The organism is Pseudomonas reactans, from assembly GCF_013385825.1.
Classification (GTDB): Bacteria; Pseudomonadota; Gammaproteobacteria; order Pseudomonadales; family Pseudomonadaceae; genus Aquipseudomonas; species Aquipseudomonas reactans.
In genome coordinates, this window is the sequence record NZ_JACAPG010000011.1 from 258,262 (window position 1) to 273,102 (window position 14,841).

The following is a 14,841-nucleotide window of genomic DNA, read 5'->3' on the forward strand; positions in this document are numbered from 1 at the left end:
GAATACCCGATGCGTGCTTTTACCCAACATACCGGCCTTGTCGCCCCTTTGGATCGCGCCAACGTCGACACCGACCAGATCATCCCCAAGCAGTTCTTGAAGTCGATCAAGCGCACCGGTTTCGGCCCGAACCTGTTCGACGAGTGGCGCTACCTGGACGTGGGCTACGCCTACCAGGACAACTCCAAGCGCCCGCTGAACAAGGACTTCGTGCTCAATGCCGACCGTTACCAAGGCGCCAGCGTACTGCTGGCCCGCGAGAACTTCGGTTGCGGTTCCAGCCGTGAACACGCGCCGTGGGCCCTGGAAGAATATGGCTTTCGCAGCATCATCGCGCCGAGCTACGCCGACATCTTCTTCAACAACAGCTTCAAGAACGGCCTGCTGCCGATCATCTTGACCGACGAGGAAGTCGACGAATTGTTCAAGCAGGTGGAAGCTGATGTGGGCTACCAGCTGACCGTCGACCTGGCCGCGCAAACCGTGACCCGTCCAGACGGCAAGGTGTATCACTTTGAAGTGGATGCGTTCCGTAAGCACTGCCTGATCAACGGCCTGGACGACATCGGCCTGACCTTGCAGGACGGCGATGCGATTGCCGCGTTTGAAGCCAAGCACCGGGCTAGCCAGCCTTGGTTGTTTCGCGACGCTTGATACCGCTATCGCCGGCAAGCCGGCTCCTACAGATGCACCGCAATCCCCCTGTAGGAGCCGGCTTGCCGGCGATGAGGCCATACCCAACACCACAAGGCCCAAGGAAACCACCATGACCACCACCGCCCACACCCAAGTCGTGCAAAAACAATTCGGCGAGCAAGCCTCCGCCTACCTGAGCAGTGCCGTGCACGCCCAAGGCACCGAATTCGCGCTGCTGCAGGCCGAACTGGCCGGGCAGGGCGCTGCGCGACTGTTGGATTTGGGCTGCGGGGCCGGTCATGTCAGCTTCCACGTAGCACCTCTGGTAAAAGAAGTGGTGGCTTACGACCTGTCCCAGCAGATGCTCGACGTGGTCGCTGCCGCTGCTGCAGACCGAGGTCTGGGCAACATCCGCACCGTCCACGGCGCCGCCGAACGCCTGCCGTTCGCCGATGGCGAGTTCGACTTCGTGTTCAGCCGTTACTCGGCCCACCACTGGAGCGACCTCGGCCTGGCCCTGCGTGAAGTGCGCCGCGTGCTCAAACCGGGTGGTGTGGCGGCCTTCGTCGACGTCTTGTCACCGGGCAGCCCGCTGTTGGACACTTACCTGCAAACCGTCGAAGTGCTGCGCGACACCAGCCACGTGCGCGACTACTCCGCCGCCGAATGGATGCAGCAGCTCAGCGAATCCGGCTTGCATGTGCGCACCAGCAGTCGCCAGCGTCTGCGCCTGGAATACACCTCGTGGGTCGAGCGCATGCGCACGCCAGAAGTACTGCGCGCTGCCATCCTTGAGCTGCAAAAGGCGATGGGCCAGGAAGTGCGCGATTATTACGAAATTCAGGCCGACGGCACCTTCAGCACCGACGTGCTGGTGGTCTTTGCTGAACGCTGATTGATTTTTCCCGACCTGCCCATGGGCGGGTCGCTTGATGAAATGAGGAACGCATGAGCAAGCAGATTCTGATTCTCCCTGGCGACGGTATTGGTCCGGAAATCATGGCCGAAGCGGTCAAGGTGCTGGAACTCGCCAACAGCAAGTACAGCCTGGGCTTCGAGCTGAGCCACGACGTGATCGGCGGCGCCGCCATCGACAAGCACGGCGTGCCCCTGGCCGATGAAACCCTGGACCGCGCCCGTGCGGCCGACGCCGTACTGCTCGGCGCCGTGGGTGGCCCGAAATGGGACAAGATCGAACGTGACATCCGCCCTGAGCGCGGCCTGCTGAAAATCCGCGCGCAACTGGGCCTGTTCGGCAACCTGCGCCCGGCCATCCTCTACCCGCAACTGGCCGATGCGTCGAGCCTCAAGCCGGAAGTGGTCGCGGGCCTGGATATTCTCATCGTGCGTGAGCTGACCGGTGGTATCTACTTCGGCTCGCCACGTGGCGTGCGTGAGCTGGAAAATGGCGAGCGCCAGGCCTACGACACCCTGCCGTACAGCGAGAGCGAAATCCGCCGTATTGCCCGTGTCGGCTTCGACATGGCCCGCGTGCGTGGCAAGAAGGTCTGCTCGGTGGACAAGGCCAACGTCCTGGCCTCCAGCCAGTTGTGGCGTGAAATCGTCGAAGAAGTAGCCAAGGATTATCCAGACGTCGAATTGAGCCACATGTACGTCGACAACGCCGCCATGCAACTGGTGCGTGCACCCAAGCAGTTTGACGTGATCGTCACCGACAACCTGTTCGGCGACATCCTGTCCGACCAGGCGTCGATGCTCACCGGTTCCATCGGCATGCTGCCGTCGGCGTCCCTGGACACCAACAACAAGGGCATGTACGAGCCTTGCCACGGTTCGGCGCCGGACATCGCGGGCCAGGGCATTGCCAACCCGCTGGCGACGATTTTGTCGGTCTCGATGATGCTGCGTTACAGCTTCAACCTGGCGGATGCGGCGGACGCGATCGAGAAGGCGGTGAGCCTAGTGCTGGACCAGGGTTTGCGCACCGGCGACATCTGGTCGCAGGGTTGCACCAAGGTCGGTACGCAAGAAATGGGCGACGCAGTAGTCGCCGCGCTGCGGAATCTGTAATCTCTCGGGCCCCCTTGCAGAAGTTTGCTGCAGGCGGCCCACTTTTTAACAAGGTGTAGTTGCGATGAAACGTGTAGGTCTGATCGGTTGGCGCGGTATGGTCGGTTCCGTGCTCATGCAGCGGATGCTGGAAGAGCAGGATTTCGATCTTATTGAGCCGGTGTTTTTCACCACTTCGAATGTGGGTGGCCAAGGGCCGTCTGTGGGCAAGGATATTGCCCCGCTCAAGGACGCCTACAACATTGAAGAGCTGAAAACCCTCGACGTGATTCTGACCTGTCAGGGTGGCGACTACACCAGCGAAGTCTTCCCCAAGCTGCGCGAAGCCGGCTGGCAGGGTTACTGGATCGACGCCGCGTCGAGCCTGCGTATGCAGGACGATGCCGTGATCATTCTCGACCCAGTGAACCGCAAGGTCATCGACCAGCAGCTGGACGCGGGCACCAAGAACTACGTCGGCGGCAACTGCACCGTCAGCCTGATGCTGATGGGCCTGGGCGGCTTGTTCGAAGCTGGCCTGGTCGAGTGGATGAGCGCCATGACCTATCAGGCAGCCTCCGGTGCCGGCGCGCAGAACATGCGTGAGCTGATCAAGCAAATGGGCGCGACCCACGCGGCTGTCGCCGATCAACTGGCCGACCCGGCCAGCGCGATCCTCGACATCGACCGCCGTGTGGCCGAAGCCATGCGCAGCGATGCGTACCCGACCGAAAACTTCGGCGTGCCATTGGCCGGTAGCCTGATCCCGTGGATCGACAAAGAACTGCCGAACGGCCAGAGCCGTGAAGAGTGGAAGGCCCAGGCCGAGACCAACAAGATCCTCGGCCGCTTCAAGAGCCCGATCCCGGTGGACGGCATCTGCGTGCGTATCGGCGCGATGCGCTGCCACAGCCAGGCGCTGACCATCAAGCTGAACAAAGACGTGCCGATCAGTGATATCGAAGCCTTGATCAGCCAGCACAACCCGTGGGTCAAGCTGGTGCCGAACAACCGTGATATCAGCATGCAGGAGCTGAGCCCGACCAAGGTCACCGGCACCCTGAATGTACCGGTGGGCCGCCTGCGCAAGTTGAACATGGGCAGCCAGTTCCTCGGTGCGTTCACCGTAGGCGACCAACTGCTGTGGGGCGCGGCCGAACCGCTGCGCCGCATGCTGCGGATCTTGCTGGAGCGTTGATCGCTTGAAGCAATGAAGAAACCCGCGCTCTGGTGACAGGCGCGGGTTTTTTATTGGCCTCACCCCCAGCCACCCGGTAAAGTGCCGCTCCCCCCGCAATGCCCGAGGCAGCCTCCATGACCCAGACCTTTGATATCGCCGTGATCGGCGCCACCGGCACGGTGGGTGAAACCCTGGTGCAGATCCTCGAAGAGCTGGACTTCCCGGTGGGTACCCTGCATCTGCTGGCGGGCAGTAATTCCGCCGGCGCGTCGGTGCCGTTTCGTGGCAAGAACGTGCGGGTGAGGGAGGTCGATGAGTTCGACTTCAGCAAGGTACAGCTCGCGTTTTTTGCAGCGGGGCCGGCGGTGACCTTGAGTTTCGCGCCGCGTGCCACGGCGGCGGGCTGCTCGGTGATCGACTTGTCCGGCGCGTTGTCGGCCGAACAGGCACCACGCGTGGTGCCGGAAGCCAATGCCCATGTGCTCGACGGCCTGGAAAAACCCTTCCGGCTCAGCAGCCCGAGCCCGTCGGCGACCCATTTGGCGGTAGTGCTGGCACCCTTGCGCAGTCTCTTGGATATCCAGCGCGTGAGCGTTACCGCCAACCTGGCGATGTCGTCCCAGGGGCGTGAAGCCGTCAGCGAATTGGCCCGGCAAACTGCCGAGTTGCTGAATATGCGCCCGCTGGAGCCGAAACTGTTTGATCGGCAGGTTGCTTTCAATCTACTGGCACAAGTCGGCCAACCGGACGACCAAGGCCATACCGATCTGGAGAAAAGGCTGATACACGAATTGCGTGCAGTACTGGAAACTCCATTGCTAAAGATTTCCGCAACCTGCGCTCAAGCGCCGGTGTTTTTTGGCGATAGCCTGACAGTGTCCCTGCAACTAGGCGCACCGGTCGACCTCGCCGCCGTGAATCGCCTGCTCGACGCCGCGCCAGGAATAGAGCGGGTTGAAGAGGGTGACTACCCAACAGCGGTGGGCGACGCGGTCGGCCAGGACGTGGTCTATGTAGGACGGGTTCGCGCAGGTGTGGATGACCCGGCGGAACTAAATCTGTGGCTGACGTCAGATAACGTACGCAAGGGCGCCGCACTGAACGCCGTACAGCTGGCGCAGTTGTTGATAAAAGGCCTTGCGTAAAAGATACTTGGCGGCAATTTGTAGATTGATTCTAACCAAGCGCTATGCTTGGCCCCAGGCAGGAAAAGTTGCGCGTCGGTGACCTATCGGCTCGCCATGCCTTATGGCAGCGGTTACCAACCTTCTCGCAGGCCGGGGAGTGTTCAAACAAAGGATGAGGCTATGGTTCAAGTTCGCAAACTGGTGTTAGCAATAGCGGCCGCCTCGGCGCTGTCCTCCGGTATGGCGCAGGCGCTGCAGCTGGGGGAGATGACCCTCAAGTCGAAGTTGAACCAGCCGTTGGCGGTGGAAATCGAATTGCTCGACGTCGGTGGCCTCACCGCTTCCGAGATCACGCCGAGCCTCGCTTCGTCCCAAGCCTTTGTGGATGCAGGCGTTGACCGCCAGGCGTTCCTCGAAGACCTGACGTTTACCCCGGTGATCAACCCCAGCGGACGCAGCGTGGTGCGTGTCACCTCCAGCAAACCGTTGCCCGATTCCTACGTACGTTTCCTGCTGCAAGTGCAATGGCCCAATGGCCGTTTGATGCGCGACTACAGCGTGTTGCTCGACCCGGCCAAATTCGACCAGCCTGCTCCGACGACCGCCGCGCCTGCGCCGCGCCTGGCGGCACCGGCCAGCAGCGCGCCCGCCGCAAGCAAGCCGGCACAGCACACCACCACCTCCCGCGACACCTTGTGGGAAATTGCCGCGAAGAACCGTAACGGCGGCTCGGTACAGCAGACCATGCTGGCGATCCAGGCGCTGAATCCTGACGCGTTTATCGACGGCAACATCAACCGTTTGAAGACCGGCCAGGTCCTCCGCCTGCCTGATCCCGTACAAAGCACCGCGCTGCCGCAACCCCAAGCGATCGCCGAAGTCAGCGCGCAGAATGCCGCCTGGCGCCAAGGCCGACGCGCCGCCACCAACCCGACGGCGGGCAAGCAGCAACTGGACGCGACCAAACGCACCCAGGCCGGCAATGCCCCGGCGAGTACTAACACCAAGGACAACCTGAGCCTGGTTTCTGCCGAAGCGGCCAAGAAGGGCGCCAAGGGCAAGACGGGCGATAGTGCGGGGTTGAGCGACAAACTGGCGATGACCCAGGAGCAACTGGACACCACCCGTCGCGACAACGAAGAGTTGAAGAGCCGCGCGGCAGACCTGCAAAGCCAGTTGGATAAACTGCAGAAACTGATTCAACTGAAAAACGATCAGCTCGCGCGTCTGCAGGCTGAGAAGGGCGCCCCGACAGCTCCGGCCACGGCGGCAATGCCTGCGCAGTTGGCGGGTGAGCCGGCGGCTGCTCAGGCCTCGCCTGATGCCGCTGTTGCGACACCTGCGCCAGCCGCGCCAGCCGCGCCAGCGCCTGAGCCGGTCAAGGCGGATGCGGCGCCTGCTGCCGACGAGGGCAAATTCAACGATCTACTGACCAACCCTATCGTTCTCTGGGTGATCGGCGGCGCTGCAGCGTTGCTGGCGTTTTTGCTCCTGCTGCTGGGGATACGCCATCGCAACGCCCGTCGCGAAGAGGAAAAACACCTGCGCATGGCGCGGGCCCTGGCGGAAGAGCCAGTATTCACCTCGAACATTGATCAGGATCTGCCGCCAGACAGTTTCGAAGGCCTGGAAGTGCCGCCGCCAAACGTCAAGCTGGCGGCCGCTCCAACTCCAGCTCCAGCAGTTGAACCTGCAGTCGCTGTGCCGACCGTCGCCTCCGTGCTGGCGCCGCTGGCCGTTGCCGTGGCCCCGGCGAATGCCAACGATGCCCTGGCCCAAGCCCAGTCTCTTATCGACCGTGGCCACCTGAACCAGGCTGCCGACGTGCTGGAACAGGCGATCAAACAGGAACCCAAGCGCAGCGACCTGCGTTTGAAACTGATGGAAGTCTACGGCCTGCAAAACGACAAGGACGGTTTCGTGACCCAGGAGCGTCAACTGGTGGCCAATGGTGACAACCATGCCCAGGTCGAACAGCTCAAGAGCCGCTTCCCGGCCATGGCCGTGCTGGCGGCAGGCGTCAGCGCCGCGGTGGCTGCGGCGGCCCTGGATGCCCAATACGTCAAGGATTTGCTGGAAGACAAACCCGCCCCTGCGGAGCCCGAAGCCTTCGACACCGATTTCGACCTGAGCCTGGACGAGCTGGAGGAAGCCTCCCCAGCCGAGCTCAAGGACGATCAGCAGACCTTCGAATCGCTGCTGCAACAGCAAACCGAAGCTCAGGCTGCTCCGGATGACCTGTCGGACTTCGACCTGGACCTGCAACTGGATGCACCGGCGTCGGCGCAATCGGATGACGACTTCCTCTCGGGCCTGGAAGAGCAGATGAAGGACGTGCCGGCCGTCGAGCCGCCCACCCTGACCCCGGCGGCCCTGGATGACTTCGACCTGCCGGAAGATTTCGACCTGTCCTTGGCCGATGAGCCGGAAGCTGCCGCCAAGCCTGACGCCTTTGCGTCCGAGCTGGATGATGTCAACGCCGAGCTGGACCGTTTGTCCCAGAGCCTGGAGCATCCGTCCATCGAGCCTTCCTTCACCGCAGAAGATGCGGCGAAGGGCGACGATGAGCCGGAATTCGACTTCCTTTCCGGCACGGACGAGGTGGCCACCAAGCTTGACCTGGCCCAGGCTTATATCGACATGGGCGATGCGGACGGTGCGCGGGACATCCTCAGCGAGGTGCTGACCGAAGGCGACGAAACTCAGCGCGGCGAGGCCAAGGAAATGCTCGGCCGGTTGGCCTGACCGTCATACGTCAATGCAGCGGCGACCTTCGGGTCGCCGTTTTGCTTTTGTGGGCACTCACACAAATCGGCATAATGGCCGCCTTTGCGCAACTCATCAGGCTCTCAGTTCTTGGCAAATATAGATAACGCGGCCGCCGAAATGGCGGCCGCAGGCTTTTACCGCATCGCCCTGGGCGTGGAATACAAAGGCTCGCGCTATCGCGGCTGGCAGCGTCAGGCGTCCGGCGTACTGACGGTGCAGGAAACCCTGGAGAAAGCACTGTCGAAAGTCGCTGATTCGCCAGTGTCGCTGATGTGCGCCGGGCGCACCGATGCAGGCGTGCACGCCTGTGGCCAGGTGGTGCACTTCGACACCCAGGCTGAGCGGTCCATGAAGGCCTGGGTGATGGGTGCTAATATCAATTTGCCCCACGACGTCAGCGTCAGTTGGGCCAAGGTCATGCCGGCGCATTTTCATGCGCGCTTCAAGGCCATCGCTCGGCGTTATCGCTATGTGATCTACAACGACCAGATCCGTCCGGCGCACCTCAACGAAGAAATCACTTGGAACCACCGCCCGCTCGACGCCGAGCGTATGGCCGAGGCTGCGCAGCATCTGGTGGGTGTGCATGATTTCAGCGCTTTCCGTGCCGGCCAGTGCCAGGCCAAATCGCCGGTCAAGGAAGTCCATCACCTGCGCGTAACCCGTCACGGCAAGATGATCGTGCTGGATATCCGTGCCGGTGCGTTCCTGCACCATATGGTTCGAAACATTGCCGGAGTGCTGATGACCATCGGCACCGGCGAGCGTCCGGTGGAGTGGGCCAGGGAAGTGCTGGAAAGCCGTGTCCGCCGTACGGGCGGGGTCACGGCGCATCCGTTCGGCCTGTACCTGGTGGATGTGGAGTATCGCGACGAGTTCGAATTGCCGGAACGTTTCATCGGGCCACACTTCCTCACAGGTTTCAGCGAACTTGGCGGCTGACGCCCGGAAAAGCTTTTGTTACCATCCGGGACTTTCTCGGTCCAATCCTTGGGGTTTCCACGACATGTCAGCCGTTCGCAGCAAGATTTGCGGGATTACCCGCATAGAGGACGCGTTGGCGGCGGTCGAGGCGGGGGCGGATGCCATCGGTTTCGTGTTCTATGCCAAGAGCCCGCGGGCGGTGAATGTGGTGCAGGCGCGGGCAATCATCGCCGCCTTGCCGCCGTTCGTGACCACCGTGGGGTTGTTCGTCAACGCCAGTCGCTGCGAACTCAACGAAACCCTGGATGCCGTACCGCTGGATATGCTGCAGTTCCACGGCGACGAAACGCCCGACGAGTGTGAAAGCTACCAGCGTCCGTATATCAAGGCGTTGCGCGTGAAAGCTGGGGATGACATCGCGGCTGCCTGCGCCGCCTATGGTGGCGCTCGCGGGATTCTGCTGGATACCTATGTCGAAGGCGTGCCCGGCGGTACGGGTGAAGCGTTCGATTGGTCGCTGATTCCCGAAGGCTTGAGCAAGCCGATCATCCTGGCCGGGGGGCTCAATCCCGCGAACGTCTCGGTGGCTATCGAGCAGGTCCGCCCTTATGCCGTGGACGTCAGCGGTGGGGTGGAGCAAGGCAAGGGCATCAAGGATCACGACAAGATTCGCGCATTTATGCAAGCTGTGCGCGGGATGTGACGGCTGGCAGTCTGCCGCCGTCCATAACTACCACTGTGTAAAACAGACCGGCGCCGCCTGAGGGTGGGCTGGAAACGAAGTGGCAACCCTGCGCTGGCAGGTTGTCTGGAAGGCTGAGGATACATGCGGGAAAAGGCCGGTCGAACGTCTGACCCCGTCCAGCATGTGTCATCGCCACATATGAATTTAGCTCAAGGGCATACGCGGGGCTGTGTTCAAGCCACCGGTACTGGAGAAAGAAAGCATGAGCAACTGGTTAGTAGACAAACTGATCCCTTCGATCATGCGTTCCGAGGTGAAAAAAAGCTCGGTTCCTGAAGGTCTGTGGCACAAGTGCCCATCCTGCGACGCGGTGTTGTACCGTCCGGAGCTGGAAAAGACCTTGGACGTTTGCCCCAAGTGCAACCACCACATGCGTATCGGCGCCCGCGCCCGCATCGACATCTTCCTGGACGCCGAAGGCCGCAACGAGCTGGGTGCCGACCTGGAGCCGGTCGACCGCCTCAAGTTCCGCGACAGCAAGAAGTACAAGGACCGTCTGGTCGGCGCGCAGAAGCAGACCGGCGAGAAGGACGCGCTGATTTCTGTCAGTGGCAAACTGCTGGGCATGCCTGTCGTGGTGTCGGCGTTCGAGTTCTCCTTCATGGGCGGCTCCATGGGTGCCATCGTCGGTGAGCGCTTCGTTCGCGCCGCCAACTACGCCTTGGAAAACCGTTGCCCGATGATCTGCTTCGCCGCCTCCGGTGGTGCGCGCATGCAGGAAGCCCTGATCTCCCTGATGCAAATGGCCAAGACCTCTGCGGTACTGGCACGACTGCGTGAAGAAGGCATCCCGTTCATCTCCGTGCTGACCGACCCGGTCTACGGCGGCGTTTCCGCCAGCCTGGCGATGCTGGGTGACGTGATCGTCGGCGAGCCAAAGGCCCTGATCGGTTTTGCCGGCCCGCGTGTGATCGAGCAAACCGTACGTGAAAAACTGCCGGAAGGCTTCCAGCGCAGCGAGTTCCTGCTGGAGCACGGTGCGATCGACCTGATCATCCCGCGCGGTGAGTTGCGTCCACGCCTGGGCAACCTGCTGGCACAAATGATGGGCCTGCCGACCCCTGTGTACGTCGCGCCTAAAGTTGAACCGATTGTCGTGCCGCCGGTGCCTGCAAACCTATGACCCAACGTACCCTGGGCGAATGGCTCGCCTACCTTGAGCAGTTGCATCCGTCCGCCATCGACATGGGCCTGGAGCGCTCGCAACAGGTAGCGGCCCGCCTCGGGTTGGGCCGGCCGGCGCCGCGCGTGATCACGGTGACCGGCACCAACGGCAAAGGCTCTACCTGCGCCTTTGTCGCGGCGCTGCTGCAGGCTCAAGGGCTGAAAGTCGGCGTCTACAATTCCCCGCACCTGCTGCGTTACAACGAGCGGGTGCAGCTCAATGGCGTCGAAGCCACTGATTCGCAACTCTGCGAAGCCTTCGCTGCACTCGATGCTGGCCGGGGCGAGATTTCCCTGACCTACTTCGAGATGGGCACCCTGGCGGCGTTTTGGCTGTTCGAGCGTGCGCAACTCGATGTGGTGGTGCTGGAAGTCGGCCTGGGCGGGCGCCTGGACACGGTCAACGTAGTGGATGCTGATCTGGCATTGGTCACCAGTATTGGTGTGGATCACGCCGACTACCTGGGTAATACGCGCGAATCCGTGGCCTATGAAAAAGCCGGGATCTTCCGCCAGGGCAAGCCTGCGTTGTGCGGTGACCTGGATCCGCCGCACACCTTGCTCGACAAGGTGCGCGAGCTGGATTGCCCGTTTTTCCTGCGCGGTCGCGACTTCAATCTGGAAATCGGTGCGCAGCACTGGAATTGGCGCGGGCGTGATGCCCGTGGCCAGGCTGTAGAGTTGCGCGACCTGCCGCTGCTGAACCTGCCGATGGAAAACGCCGCGCTCGCGCTGCAGGCCTACCTGCTGATGGACCTGCCGTGGAATGCCGAGCAAATTGCCACCACCTTGCTGGCAACTCGCGTAGTCGGGCGTTTGGATCGTCGTGAGTTCCAGTGGCAAGGCAAGCGCCTGAACCTGTTGTTGGATGTGGGGCATAACCCCCATGCGGCCGAGTACCTGGCGCAACGCCTGTCGCGTACGCCGCCGGTCGGTCGTCGCCTTGCAGTCTTTGGCTTGCTGGCCGATAAGGATCTGGAGGGTGTGGTCGCACCCTTGCTGGGCAATGTCCAGGCATGGGCGGTAGCCCCTCTGGGTACTTCGCGCAGCCGTCCGGCCGCCGAGCTGGAAGTGGCCTTGCAGAACCTTGGTGCGCCAGTGGCGTCGTATGCAAGCGTGACCGCTGCCCTTGAAGCACAGTGCGCCGTTGCCACCCCCGATGATGAGATTCTGTTGTTCGGGTCATTTTATTGTGTTGCCGAGGCGCTTGAGTGGTTGGCCCGGCGCTCCACGGAGGAAGCTGCACATGGCATTACTGGATAGCGCATACAAGCAGCGAATGGTCGGCGCCCTGGTGCTGGTGGCGTTGGCGGTGATTTTCCTGCCGATGCTGTTCTCGCGTCAGGACGAAGAGCGTCAAGTAGTCGTCGAAGCGCCGGCTGCCCCGCAGGCGCCGTCGGTGCCGCAAGTACAGGTTGAACCGGTGGTGGTGCCTGAGCCCCAGGCCTTGCCGGAAGAAGAGCCGGTGCCTACCGATGCGGAGGTTGCTGCCCAGCAAGTTCCATCGATGCCGGTTCAGCCGAGCGTGCCAGTGGTCAAGCCAGCGCCTGCGCCGGCCGTAGCGGCCAAGCCTGCCGCGCCTGCGCCCGCACCGAAGCCGGTAGCGCCGCAACCGGCTGCGCCAGGCAAGCCGGATGTGGGGCAGAGTCGCATTGATCCGAATGGCCTGCCGATCAGCTGGTCTATTCAAGTCGCCAGCCTGGGCAATCGCGAAGGTGCTGACGCTTTGCAGAAGAAGCTGCGCAGTCAAGGCTACAACGCGTACATCCGCAGCGCTGATGGCAAGAACCGTGTGTTTATCGGGCCGCTGATCGAGCGCGCCGAGGCGGATCGCCTGCGGGACTTGCTGGATCGCCAGCAGAACCTCAAGGGTTTTGTGACCCGTTTCCAGCCTGAGCGCGGCTGATTTCAGCCTGGAATGCAGTAAGAAATGTGGGAGGGGGCTTGCCCCCGATGGCAGTCTACCGGCATTAAGTGTGCCGGCTGGACCAACGCTATCGGGGGCAAGCCCCCTCCCACATTGGTTTTGTGGTGGGGTTGAAATGGGCTTCGCTCATCCCAAACTATTGATTTGCAAAGCAGTCGTAATCACAGCTTACCGACAGCCCGACGCTCTGCTAAAATGCGCCGCCTCATCTGTCCGTAGGCTGAACTGTGCCATTTACCTGGGTTGATTGGGCGATCGTCGCAATCGTCGCCATCTCCGCTTTGATCAGTCTAAGCCGCGGCTTCGTAAAAGAAGCACTGTCGTTGCTGACCTGGATCATCGCAGGAGTCGTAGCCTGGATGTTCGGCGGTTCATTGTCGGTCTACCTGGCCGGATACATCGAGACACCTTCGGCTCGCGTCATCGCGGGCTGCGCCATCATGTTCATCGCCACGCTGCTGGTGGGAGCAATGGTCAATTATCTTATCGGCGAGTTGATACGTGTCACCGGCCTCTCCGGGACCGATCGATTCCTCGGCATGGCCTTCGGTGCTGCGCGTGGCGCGTTGCTGGTGGTCGTGGCGGTCGGGCTGTTGAGCCTGGGGCCGGTACAGCAGGATTCGTGGTGGCAGGAGTCGGTACTCGTGCCAAAATTTCTATTGGTTGCAGATTGGTCCAAGAACCTCATTTTGGGGTGGAGCAGTCAGTGGCTGGCCAGCGGAATCAGCGTACCCGCTGATCTTCCGTTCAAGGAACATCTCTTACCGGCCAAAACGCCTCAGTAAGCTGTGTTCAGTCAAGATTCATTAAGTAGGGGTTGCGTCGCATGTGTGGCATCGTCGGTATCGTCGGTAAGTCGAACGTCAATCAGGCGCTGTATGACGCGCTAACCGTCCTCCAGCACCGCGGCCAGGACGCTGCCGGTATTGTGACCAGCCACGACGGCCGGTTATTCCTGCGCAAGGACAATGGTCTGGTGCGTGACGTGTTCCATCAGCGTCACATGCAGCGCCTTGTCGGGCACATGGGCATTGGTCATGTGCGTTACCCGACCGCCGGTAGCTCGACGTCGGCTGAAGCTCAACCGTTTTACGTCAACTCGCCTTACGGCATCACCCTGGCGCATAACGGTAACCTGACCAACGTTGAACAGCTGGCCAAGGAGATTTACGAATCTGACCTGCGCCACGTCAACACCAGCTCCGACTCGGAAGTGCTGCTCAACGTGTTCGCCCACGAGCTGGCCCAGCGCGGCAAGCTGCAGCCGACCGAAGAAGACGTGTTCGCCGCCGTCACCGACGTGCACAACCGTTGCGTGGGTGGCTATGCCGTCGTGGCCATGGTCACCGGTTATGGCATCGTCGGCTTCCGTGACCCGCATGGCATCCGTCCGATCGTGTTCGGCCAACGTCACACTGACGAAGGCGTCGAATACATGATCGCTTCCGAAAGCGTGTCCCTGGACGTGCTGGGTTTCACCCTGATTCGCGACCTCGCGCCGGGCGAAGCGGTGTACATCACCGAAGACGGCAAGTTGCACACCCGTCAGTGCGCCGTGGCGCCGAAACTCACCCCGTGCATCTTCGAACACGTCTACCTGGCGCGTCCGGATTCGATCATCGACGGCGTTTCGGTGTACAAGGCGCGTCTGCGCATGGGCGAGAAACTGGCCGAGAAGATCCTGCGCGAGCGCCCAGAGCACGACATCGACGTGGTGATCCCGATTCCGGACACCAGCCGCACCGCTGCGCTGGAGTTGGCCAACCACTTGGGCGTCAAGTTCCGCGAAGGCTTTGTGAAGAACCGCTACATTGGCCGTACCTTCATCATGCCGGGCCAGGCGGCGCGCAAGAAGTCTGTGCGCCAGAAGCTCAATGCCATCGAGTTGGAATTCCGCGGCAAGAACGTGATGCTGGTGGATGACTCCATCGTGCGCGGGACTACCTGCAAGCAGATCATCCAGATGGCCCGCGAAGCCGGTGCGAAGAACGTGTACTTCTGTTCCGCAGCGCCTGCCGTGCGTTACCCGAACGTCTACGGCATCGACATGCCGAGCGCCCATGAACTGATCGCTCACAACCGTTCGACCCAGGACGTGGCCGACCTGATCGGCGCTGATTGGCTGATCTACCAGGACCTGCCGGACCTGATCGAGGCAGTCGGTGGTGGCAAAATCAAGATCGACCAGTTCGACTGCGCCGTGTTCGACGGCAAGTATGTGACTGGTGATGTCGATGAGGCTTACCTGAACAAGATCGAGCAGGCGCGTAACGACTCGTCGAAGATCAAGACCCAGGCGGTCAGCGCGATCATCGACCTGTACAACAACTGAGTGACAACCGGCCCTGAGGGGCCGGTT

13 protein-coding genes are annotated in these 14,841 nt (G+C 61.7%); all 13 read left to right on the forward strand.

Going from position 1 to position 14,841, the window contains the following annotated elements; genetic code table 11:
• Positions 1-9 precede the first annotated feature (9 nt).
• The 13 genes from leuD (at position 10) to purF (ending at position 14,814) form a co-directional block, all read left to right on the forward strand.
• On the forward strand, positions 10-654 hold the full coding sequence (gene leuD / locus HX868_RS12640; RefSeq protein ID WP_177003094.1) for a 3-isopropylmalate dehydratase small subunit: 645 nt from the start codon (positions 10-12) through the stop codon (positions 652-654).
• Positions 655-766: 112 nt separating this feature from the next.
• On the forward strand, positions 767-1,531 hold the full coding sequence (locus HX868_RS12645) for a class I SAM-dependent methyltransferase (protein WP_177003095.1): 765 nt from the start codon (positions 767-769) through the stop codon (positions 1,529-1,531).
• Between the two features lie 53 nt (positions 1,532-1,584).
• Positions 1,585-2,667, forward strand: a complete 1,083-nt coding sequence (gene leuB / locus HX868_RS12650; protein ID WP_033901802.1) for a 3-isopropylmalate dehydrogenase — start codon at positions 1,585-1,587, stop codon at positions 2,665-2,667.
• A 64-nt stretch (positions 2,668-2,731) separates the two neighbouring features.
• The gene (gene asd, locus HX868_RS12655; RefSeq protein ID WP_016976627.1) at positions 2,732-3,844 is read left to right on the forward strand and encodes an aspartate-semialdehyde dehydrogenase; all 1,113 of its coding nucleotides are present in this window, start codon (positions 2,732-2,734) and stop codon (positions 3,842-3,844) included.
• 116 nt (positions 3,845-3,960) lie between these two features.
• Complete coding sequence (locus tag HX868_RS12660) at positions 3,961-4,971, forward strand: aspartate-semialdehyde dehydrogenase (protein ID WP_177003096.1); 1,011 nt, start codon at positions 3,961-3,963, stop codon at positions 4,969-4,971.
• A 162-nt stretch (positions 4,972-5,133) separates the two neighbouring features.
• Entirely contained in the window at positions 5,134-7,698 is a 2,565-nt protein-coding gene (locus tag HX868_RS12665; protein ID WP_177003097.1) for a FimV/HubP family polar landmark protein, read from the forward strand.
• A 141-nt stretch (positions 7,699-7,839) separates the two neighbouring features.
• Positions 7,840-8,664, forward strand: a complete 825-nt coding sequence (gene truA / locus HX868_RS12670) for a tRNA pseudouridine(38-40) synthase TruA (RefSeq protein ID WP_177003269.1) — start codon at positions 7,840-7,842, stop codon at positions 8,662-8,664.
• 64 nt (positions 8,665-8,728) lie between these two features.
• Complete coding sequence (locus HX868_RS12675; RefSeq protein ID WP_177003098.1) at positions 8,729-9,349, forward strand: phosphoribosylanthranilate isomerase; 621 nt, start codon at positions 8,729-8,731, stop codon at positions 9,347-9,349.
• Positions 9,350-9,593: 244 nt separating this feature from the next.
• Positions 9,594-10,514, forward strand: coding sequence for an acetyl-CoA carboxylase, carboxyltransferase subunit beta (gene accD / locus HX868_RS12680; protein WP_016976632.1), 921 nt, complete (start codon positions 9,594-9,596; stop codon positions 10,512-10,514).
• Entirely contained in the window at positions 10,511-11,818 is a 1,308-nt protein-coding gene (gene folC, locus HX868_RS12685) for a bifunctional tetrahydrofolate synthase/dihydrofolate synthase (protein WP_177003099.1), read from the forward strand. The genes accD and folC overlap by 4 nt, the downstream gene beginning before the upstream one ends.
• Entirely contained in the window at positions 11,802-12,461 is a 660-nt protein-coding gene (locus HX868_RS12690) for an SPOR domain-containing protein (RefSeq protein WP_177003100.1), read from the forward strand. The genes folC and HX868_RS12690 overlap by 17 nt, the downstream gene beginning before the upstream one ends.
• Before the next feature lie 248 nt (positions 12,462-12,709).
• A complete protein-coding gene (locus tag HX868_RS12695; protein ID WP_003192538.1) occupies positions 12,710-13,267 on the forward strand; it encodes a CvpA family protein in 558 nt (185 codons plus the stop codon).
• Between the two features lie 41 nt (positions 13,268-13,308).
• Entirely contained in the window at positions 13,309-14,814 is a 1,506-nt protein-coding gene (gene purF / locus HX868_RS12700; RefSeq protein WP_015884965.1) for an amidophosphoribosyltransferase, read from the forward strand.
• The last annotated feature ends 27 nt before the right edge of the window (positions 14,815-14,841 follow it).